General features: G+C 56.3%; 7 protein-coding genes and 1 pseudogene. 2 read left to right on the top strand and 6 right to left on the bottom strand.

Features of this window, described 5'->3' with window-relative positions; translation table 11 throughout:
- From AC221Y_RS16960 to hppD, 6 genes and pseudogenes are all read right to left on the bottom strand, one after another.
- A pseudogene (locus AC221Y_RS16960) lies at positions 1-502 on the bottom strand (hypothetical protein); the annotation flags it as partial.
- Positions 503-776: 274 nt separating this feature from the next.
- Positions 777-920, bottom strand: a complete 144-nt coding sequence (locus AC221Y_RS16955; RefSeq protein WP_486707814.1) for a hypothetical protein — start codon at positions 918-920, stop codon at positions 777-779.
- Between the two features lie 172 nt (positions 921-1,092).
- The gene (locus AC221Y_RS16950; protein WP_299749395.1) at positions 1,093-1,935 is read right to left on the bottom strand and encodes a hypothetical protein; all 843 of its coding nucleotides are present in this window, start codon (positions 1,933-1,935) and stop codon (positions 1,093-1,095) included.
- Between the two features lie 253 nt (positions 1,936-2,188).
- Complete coding sequence (gene leuD / locus AC221Y_RS16945; protein WP_299749397.1) at positions 2,189-2,797, bottom strand: 3-isopropylmalate dehydratase small subunit; 609 nt, start codon at positions 2,795-2,797, stop codon at positions 2,189-2,191.
- Between the two features lie 124 nt (positions 2,798-2,921).
- Positions 2,922-4,331: a 3-isopropylmalate dehydratase large subunit gene (gene leuC / locus AC221Y_RS16940; protein WP_299749399.1), complete on the bottom strand. Its 1,410-nt coding sequence runs from the start codon at positions 4,329-4,331 to the stop codon at positions 2,922-2,924.
- Between the two features lie 291 nt (positions 4,332-4,622).
- Complete coding sequence (gene hppD / locus AC221Y_RS16935; RefSeq protein ID WP_299749401.1) at positions 4,623-5,726, bottom strand: 4-hydroxyphenylpyruvate dioxygenase; 1,104 nt, start codon at positions 5,724-5,726, stop codon at positions 4,623-4,625.
- A 132-nt stretch (positions 5,727-5,858) separates the two neighbouring features.
- Here hppD and AC221Y_RS16930 point away from each other — a divergent pair, with 132 nt between their 5' ends.
- Both AC221Y_RS16930 and AC221Y_RS16925 read left to right on the top strand, forming a co-directional pair.
- Positions 5,859-6,320 carry an Lrp/AsnC family transcriptional regulator gene (locus AC221Y_RS16930; protein WP_299749404.1) on the top strand — a complete coding sequence of 154 codons (462 nt, stop codon included), beginning with the start codon at positions 5,859-5,861 and terminating at the stop codon, positions 6,318-6,320.
- 10 nt (positions 6,321-6,330) lie between these two features.
- The coding region (locus AC221Y_RS16925) for a cation:proton antiporter domain-containing protein (protein WP_486707813.1) at positions 6,331-7,658 on the top strand (1,328 nt) is incomplete at its 3' end.

Genomic DNA, 7,658 nt, shown 5'->3' with positions numbered 1-7,658 from the left:
GTTGCCTGAATTGCGAACAACCGATCCGCTGACCGCCATCACTGCCGCCCTGAATACTCCTGTCGAGCCAGACAAGTCTGTGGCGCGAGCCGAGGCGCACATCGCTGCTGAATGAGGTTCCGTCACCCTCAGGCCAAAGGACGCCGCTCCTAAGAAAGGTCAGACCGCGAGACGGCATCACGAGTGTGACACGCAGGTTGCCGGAGCGGTTAGGGTCATCGAGCCAGCCTACAATGTCGCGCTCGGGATCGCCCTTGTGGAAGTTGTTGGCTCTGCCGTCCGATTGAGCCGCCGCTTTGGCGCCAAGACTTTCGGGCTGAGGGTCTGCAAGGCGCAGATGACGCAAAAGCGCGTTGAGCGCATCGCCCCGCCCTCCGCCGTCAACGGGATCAAGATTTGAGATTCCCGCAAGGACGAAAAGCGCGTCTGATAGGGCCGCTAAGGTACCCTCGAGAACCTTCAGCCACAAGGGCGCTTCATCGTGATTGTGCCCGTCGCTCATGACTTCGGGGTCGTCGAAAACGGGCGACGCGCATGCCAAGCCAGAAGGTTAAGCATTCGCTCTGAAAAGGTTTTAAGCGGAACAATCCAGTGGGCGGTGGTGGAAAGGTGTTGATTTTGCGTAATATCATCGGGCGGAATGCCGCCGTTGAGATCACGCCAAAGAAGGCCTGTCGGATCTTGCGCATTGGCCCTGTCGATCGGCCATTTCGAAAGGATCGCAAGTCCCCCAGCACCGGCCAAACGGCCATAACCCTGCGCGTCTTCAGGCTCGCCTAAACGGCCATCGCGATCAAGATCTTGCCCTGTCGGCAAGCCGTGATTTGGAGGGAGCGCGCAGCCTCGCGATAAAGGCCAAGACGATCTGCAAAGGTGTTCAGGGCAGCAGGGTTCGCGTCAAAGTCGAAATCAGCAAACACGATGGCATCCCCATCAGCCGCACGGATCACACGCAAGCTGGCCGAAATCTGCGTGTCGTCATCTTTTCGATGTCGCGCAGCAAAAGACCCAGGCCATCACGTGATAGTTAGGTGTGATAAACCACAATTCATAAGTCTTCTGAAATTGCCGTTCCGCCGATCAGCAGCGCGATCAGGCTGGCAGCAATCCGTTGCCAGCCTCATCTTCGATTTTTGACTGGTGGCGTTTTTCGGTGATCATGCCCGCAATCCGCCCCATCGCGATGCCGCGCATGAAAAGAGACGCCGGTAAGAATGCCCATGCCGCCACCGTCCAGATCAACGTGTGTGGGTTTTCAAGCGACACGGAGCCAAAGAGCCCCGTTGCCGATTTGATTACCGCTGGCGTCAGGAATGGCAGCAAAAACCCTAGGGCAATGTTAAAGCGCGCGTCTCTTTCGAGGCGCTCAACCACGTCTCCGCCTGCTGTGGGGTCAAATGTAGGCAGGTTAACCCAAACGTTGAAGGCGCCGTTTTTCAGCGGCCAGCGCCGCACACGTTGAAGAATGATGAAGATCGCAAGCGTGAGGAGCGAAATTAGGTAGCTGATGCCTGCGGAATTGCGCACCAGCTCGATATGGTCAACCGACGTGTCCGGCGGCAGCATCAAAACGACGAGGCGCACGGGCGAATACGGAAAATCTATGACGCCCCCGATCGAAGCACCGATGCCTGCGACGAATGTGGTCAGGGAAGAAGGTTCGACCTGACCACGTGTCAAAAGCGCAATCAAAACAACGGTGAGGAAGAGTGACGTAAAGCGGATGCGGTTGAACGGCGGCGCATCACGAAACTCAACGAGACCCGGGTAAGACGAAGCATATTCAAAGAAGGTCAGGCCTGCGCCGAAGATGGCGACAAGCGTGACCATTTGCGCGGTGTCGCTTGTCATGCCGGGCAACAATAGCGATGGCGTGGCCAAAAGGACCACGACGAGTAGCGCACGGATAATTGCCCCTGCCAGCCGGATAATCACCGGGACTGCCCCTTTTCCTGACCTGATCCAACGATACGGACCGGCCTTTTTTTGTTTATGTTCCGCCAATTATGGCGGTCTGCCTCAATTTTGCCCAATTTTTGCCTTCTTTCCCCAAGCACGGCAACAATCCCTTACCCATGACGGGAGTCTGAGGCATTTTCGTGGTGCGAATGGTGCGAGATTGCATCATTTCGGCATGAAAAAAGGGCCGCCCTCGCGGACGGCCCCATATCTTGTGGCTAGGGGTTGTTTAGACCCAAGGGCGTTCGGCACCCGCTTTTGCTTCAAATGCATCGATGGAGGCGGCTGCGACCTCGACCGTGAGGCCAATGTCGTCGAGACCGTTCAAAAGACAGTGCTTGCGGAAGGCATCAACTTCGAAGGTGATTTCGCCGCCGTCGGGACCTTGGATGGTCTGGCTTTCGAGATCGACGGTGACAGTCGCATTGGCGCCGCGCGAGGCGTCGTCCATCAGCTTTTCGACGTCTTCTTCGGGCAACGTAATCGGCAGGATGCCGTTCTTGAAGCAATTGTTGTAGAAGATGTCAGCGAAAGAAGTTGAAATCACGCAACGAATGCCGAAGTCCATAAGCGCCCATGGGGCGTGTTCACGGCTTGAACCACAGCCAAAGTTCTCGCCTGCAACAAGGATTTCGGCTTTGCGATAGGCGGGCTGATTAAGCACGAAGTCCTCGACTTCGTTTCCTTCGCGGTCAAAGCGCATTTCGTCGAAAAGGTTCGCGCCAAGACCCGTGCGCTTAATAGTCTTCAGGAACTGCTTTGGGATGATCATATCGGTGTCGATATTCACAAGCGGCATGGGCGCAGCGATCCCAGTGAGGGTGGTGAATTTTTCCATCGTTTTGTCTCCTGACCTTGGCGATTTCCGACTGTCGGCATCGCTTCGGTATTACGTAGGTACTGCGTCGGCGCAGGCGTTCGCGGGCATTTAACGCCCTGTTAAGGTCCCACCTGCCCCAACATCACATCAGATCGCGCACATCCGTCAGCTTGCCGGTGATCGCAGCAGCCGCGGCCATTCCGGGCGACATAAGGTGCGTACGCCCCTTATATCCCTGACGGCCCTCGAAGTTGCGGTTCGAGGTGGACGCGCAGCGCTCCTCGGGTGCAAGTTGGTCGGGGTTCATCGCAAGGCACATCGAACAGCCCGCAAGGCGCCACTCAAAACCCGCGTCCTTGAAGATGTCGGCAAGGCCTTCTTCTTCGGCCTGCAAGCGCACAAGACCCGACCCCGGCACGACCATGGCGCGCATGCCTTCCGCGATCTTCTTACCTTTGACGATCTCAGCGACGACACGAAGGTCTTCGATCCGGCCGTTGGTGCAGGACCCGATGAAGACTGTGTCGATTTTGATGTCTGTAAGCTTTTGACCAGGTGTAAGGCCCATATAGTCAAGGGAACGCTGCGCCGCGTCAACTTTGCCGCCCTGAAAACTGTCTGCCGAGGGCACTACATCGGTGATCGCCAGCACATCCTCGGGCGAGGTCCCCCAGGTCACGACAGGCGCGATGTCTTCGCCTTTGATCGTCACGACCGCATCCCAATGCGCGTCGTCGTCGGAAAAGAGCGTTTTCCAATAGGCAAGTGCAGCTTCCCACTGGTCAGCTTTCGGTGCATGGGGGCGGCCATTGACGTATTCGTATGTTTTCTCGTCGGGTGCGATTAGACCCGCGCGTGCGCCTCCTTCGATGGCCATGTTGCAGACGGTCATGCGACCTTCCATCGAAAGATCGCGGATTGCTTCGCCGCAATATTCAATGACATAGCCAGTGCCGCCTGCGGTGCCGGTTTTACCAATGACCGAAAGCGTGATGTCCTTGGCGGTGACGCCGGGACGCAGCTTACCGGTGATCTCGACCTTCATATTCTTCGACTTTTTCTGGATCAGCGTTTGCGTCGCCAAAACATGCTCAACCTCGGAAGTGCCGATGCCGTGGGCCAATGCGCCGAAGGCACCGTGGGTCGCCGTGTGGCTGTCGCCGCAAACGACCGTCATGCCCGGAAGCGTCCAGCCCTGCTCAGGGCCGACAATATGAACAATGCCTTGACGGATATCGGACACAGGATAGTAGTGAATGCCGAAGTCCTTGGCGTTCTTGTCCAAAGCGGCGACCTGAATGCGGCTGTCTTCGGGCATTTGCTCGGGATCGTTGCGGCCCGCCGTAGTTGGCACGTTATGGTCAGGTACAGCGATGGTTTTTTCTGGTGCGCGGACGGGGCGGCCAGCCAAACGCAATCCTTCAAAAGCCTGTGGCGAGGTCACTTCGTGGACAAGATGGCGGTCAATATAGAGCCGACAAGTGCCGTCGTCAGCTTCATGGGCAACGTGGTCGTCCCAGATTTTATCATAGAGCGTGCGAGGATTGGTCATTTTGAAAGTCCCTGAATGGCATGGAAAAGACGCGGGATATCGCGCAGTGAAGGCGCTGCGTCAGGAAAGGCGCGCCAGCACCGTCATTGTCGCGCCGTAAAAACGTTCACGCAGGCGCGCGCGGTCATCCATGTCGAAAAAACGGTACATGCGCGATGGAATACAAGGGTTCGGTGGCAGGGGCAAGCGCTCTGCCCACGCGCTCTTCCCGGGGAAAATACTCCAGGGGAGCCCACGCAGCGTGCGGGGACAGAGCCCCCTCCCTGCGATGGTCGTGGCCCGACGTAATAATTACCTTGTTGCGACATCCCCATAATCGCCGGACGCCATCTCTTCGGCTTCGATGCTCTCAAACAGCGCCTTGAAGTTGCCTTCGCCAAAGCCGTTATCACCTTTTCTTTGAATAAACTCAAAGAAGATCGGACCAATTACAGTTTTGGAGAATATCTGCAGAAGGATCTTGGTTTCGCCCCCGTCCACGACCCCTTCCCCGTCGATCAGGATGCCGTTTTTCTTCATCTTCTCAATGGGTTCTTCGTGACCCGCGATGCGCGTCAGGCTCAGGTCATAATAGCTGCTGGGCGGCGGAGGCATAAACCGGACGCCGCGCGCAAAAATGGCGTCGGTGGCCTGGTAAATGTCGTGTGCACCGACGGCAATGTGCTGGATGCCCTCGCCCTTGTATTTCTTCAAGTAGTTAACGATCTGGCCAGTCTCACCGCGATCTTCGTTGATCGGGATCCGGATGCGACCGCACGGTGACGTAAGAGCGCGGCTGAGCAGTCCGGTGAATTTCCCTGCGATGTCGAAGAACCGGATCTCGCGGAAATTGAAGAGGTCTCCGTAAAAGTGGAACCAGACGTCCATGTTCCCCTTAAAGACGTTGTGCGTGAGGTGGTCGAGATAATAGAAGCCGACCCCTGTCGGATGGGCATTGGTGACCCAGGTGAAGTCCGCATTATACGGCGATGTTTCATAGTATTGATCAATGAAGTAGATCAGGCTGCCGCCGATACCCACAATAGCTGGCACGTCCATTGTTTTGCCAGGACCAGTGTATTCTTCGGCGCCTTTTGCGACCGCATGTTTCAGCGCATGATCGGCGTCAACAACACGCCAGCCCATAGAGGGAGCGCAGGGTCCGTGGTCTTCGATGAAATGGGCGGCGTGGGTATCTGGTTCGGCGTTGATCAGATAGCTGATGTCGCCCTGCTGCCAGACCTCAACCGCCTTGGAATTGTGTGTTGCGACATGGGTGTACCCCATCTGGGTGAACAGATCACGCAAGGCACTTGGATCGGGATGGGCGAATTCGACAAATTCAAAGCCGTCGGTCCCAGCCGGGTTGTCGGACGATATCGTCGCGCGCGGTGCATCGTGTGGAAACGGGCCCATGACGGCCTCCTATCTGTTCGCATCTTCGCAAAATAGACCATTTCACCTGCCGTTTTCGCGCGTATTAGCGATTTTTTTCTTTATTTTTGCGTCTGACTTGCGGATTGTATAATTTTAACGCGGGTTTATCGCATGATAAAGCTAGATGATATTGATCTTCGTATTCTGACAGCACTGCAAAGCGACGCACATGTCACGGCTGACACGCTAAGTACCGACCTGGGACTGTCGGCCAGTCAGATCGGCCGACGGCGCCAGCGGCTTGAGGCGGCAAGGCTGATCGAAGGTTATCGCGCGCGGCTTAATCCGGGCGCACTTGGGCTTAATGTTCAGGCGTTTGTGACGGTGCAGATGGCAACCCATGCGCCCGATAAGGTGCAGACCTTCACACGGATCGTGAAATTACGCCCCGAGATCACCTCGGCGTGGACAATGACCGGCGATGCCGACTATCTGTTGAGGGTATATTGCGCGGATCTTGCCGATCTTAACACATTGATACATCAGGTTCTGTTACCCCACCCCGCAGTGGCGCGGGTCCAGAGCCAGATTGTGATGGATCAACTAAAGGCAGACGGGCCGCTGCCAATCTGAAGGGCGAACTATGGAAGGCTTTCTGTTCCAAGCCGTGATCTACCTGCTGGCTGCGGTGATCGCGGTGCCATTGGCTGTGCGCCTTGGGCTTGGGTCGGTGCTTGGGTATCTATTGGCCGGCATCGTGATCGGACCCATTTTGGGGTTGGTTGCGGACACGAAAGGCCTGCAGCATTTCGCCGAATTTGGTGTGGTTTTGATGCTCTTCCTAATTGGTCTGGAACTTAGCCCACGCGCGCTTTGGGACATGCGACACCGCCTGCTTGGGCTTGGAGGGTTGCAGATTTTTGTGACGCTTGGCGCGGTGGCTTTGGGGTGTACTTATGTGTTCGGTCTGCCTTGGCAGTCGAGTGTGGCGGTCGGCATGATCATGTCATTATCTTCGACCGCTATCGTGCTTCAAACGCTGTCAGAAAAACGCCTGATGCAAACCGGAGGCGGGCGCTCGTCCTTCACTGTTCTTCTGAGCCAGGACATTGCAGTGATCCCGATGTTGATCTTCCTGCCGCTTCTGGCGATTGGGGGCATGACGAGTTTTGGCGAGGACGGCTCGATCTCTCGCGCTGCGGTCGAGGTGGTCGAGGATGACCATGGCGACGGCAGCGGAGCAGAGTTTGCGCTACATTTTATGGCCGAATTGCCCGCCTGGGGTGTCACGCTGGTCACGATCGCCGCGGTTGTCGCTGTCGTTTTGTTCGGCACTTTTGCGACCCGCCCGCTCTTTCGTTTCGTGCATATTGCGCGGCTGCGCGAGCTTTACACGGCGTTTGCTCTGCTGATTGTGGCGGCGATCGCGTTTCTGATGATCCTTGTTGGCCTGTCCCCTGCATTGGGTACCTTTCTGGCAGGTGTCGTCCTTGCAAATTCGGAGTTCCGGCACGAGCTGGAGAGCGACATAGCACCTTTCAAGGGTCTGCTTTTAGGCCTTTTTTTCATCACGGTTGGCGCGGGCATCAACTTTGCCGTCTTCTTCCGAGACCCGTTTGAACTCTTGGGATTCACGTTGCTTTTGATGTTTGGCAAAGGGTTGGTGTTGTATCTTCTTGCGGTGATTTTCCGCATGAAAGGTCGCAATAGGTGGCTGTTTACGCTTGGGTTGGCGCAGGCGGGTGAATTCGGATTTGTTCTGATTTCGTTCTCATTGCAGCAGGGTGTGTTCGGGATCGCGTTGGCCGAGCGTTTGTTGCTTGTAGTCGCCCTGTCGATGCTGCTGACACCCTTGTTCTTCATTGCCTACGAGCGTCTTCAGCACCGGATGACCGGCGATCTGAAAGAATCACCGGAGGCTGACGAAATAGATGAAAAGCAAAAGATCATTATCGCTGGAATCGGGCGGTT

It is taken from the genome of Boseongicola sp., from assembly GCF_057460485.1.
Note: the sequence above shows the minus strand (reverse complement) of the source record. Positions and strands in the feature narration are given on the sequence as shown.

Coding starts and splice junctions, on each gene's coding strand:
- leuD (WP_299749397.1), bottom strand. CDS start 2,797: ATGGAAAAATTCACCACCCTCACTGGGATCGCTGCGCCCATGCCGCTT.
- leuC (WP_299749399.1), bottom strand. CDS start 4,331: ATGACCAATCCTCGCACGCTCTATGATAAAATCTGGGACGACCACGTT.
- hppD (WP_299749401.1), bottom strand. CDS start 5,726: ATGGGCCCGTTTCCACACGATGCACCGCGCGCGACGATATCGTCCGAC.
- AC221Y_RS16930 (WP_299749404.1), top strand. CDS start 5,859: ATGATAAAGCTAGATGATATTGATCTTCGTATTCTGACAGCACTGCAA.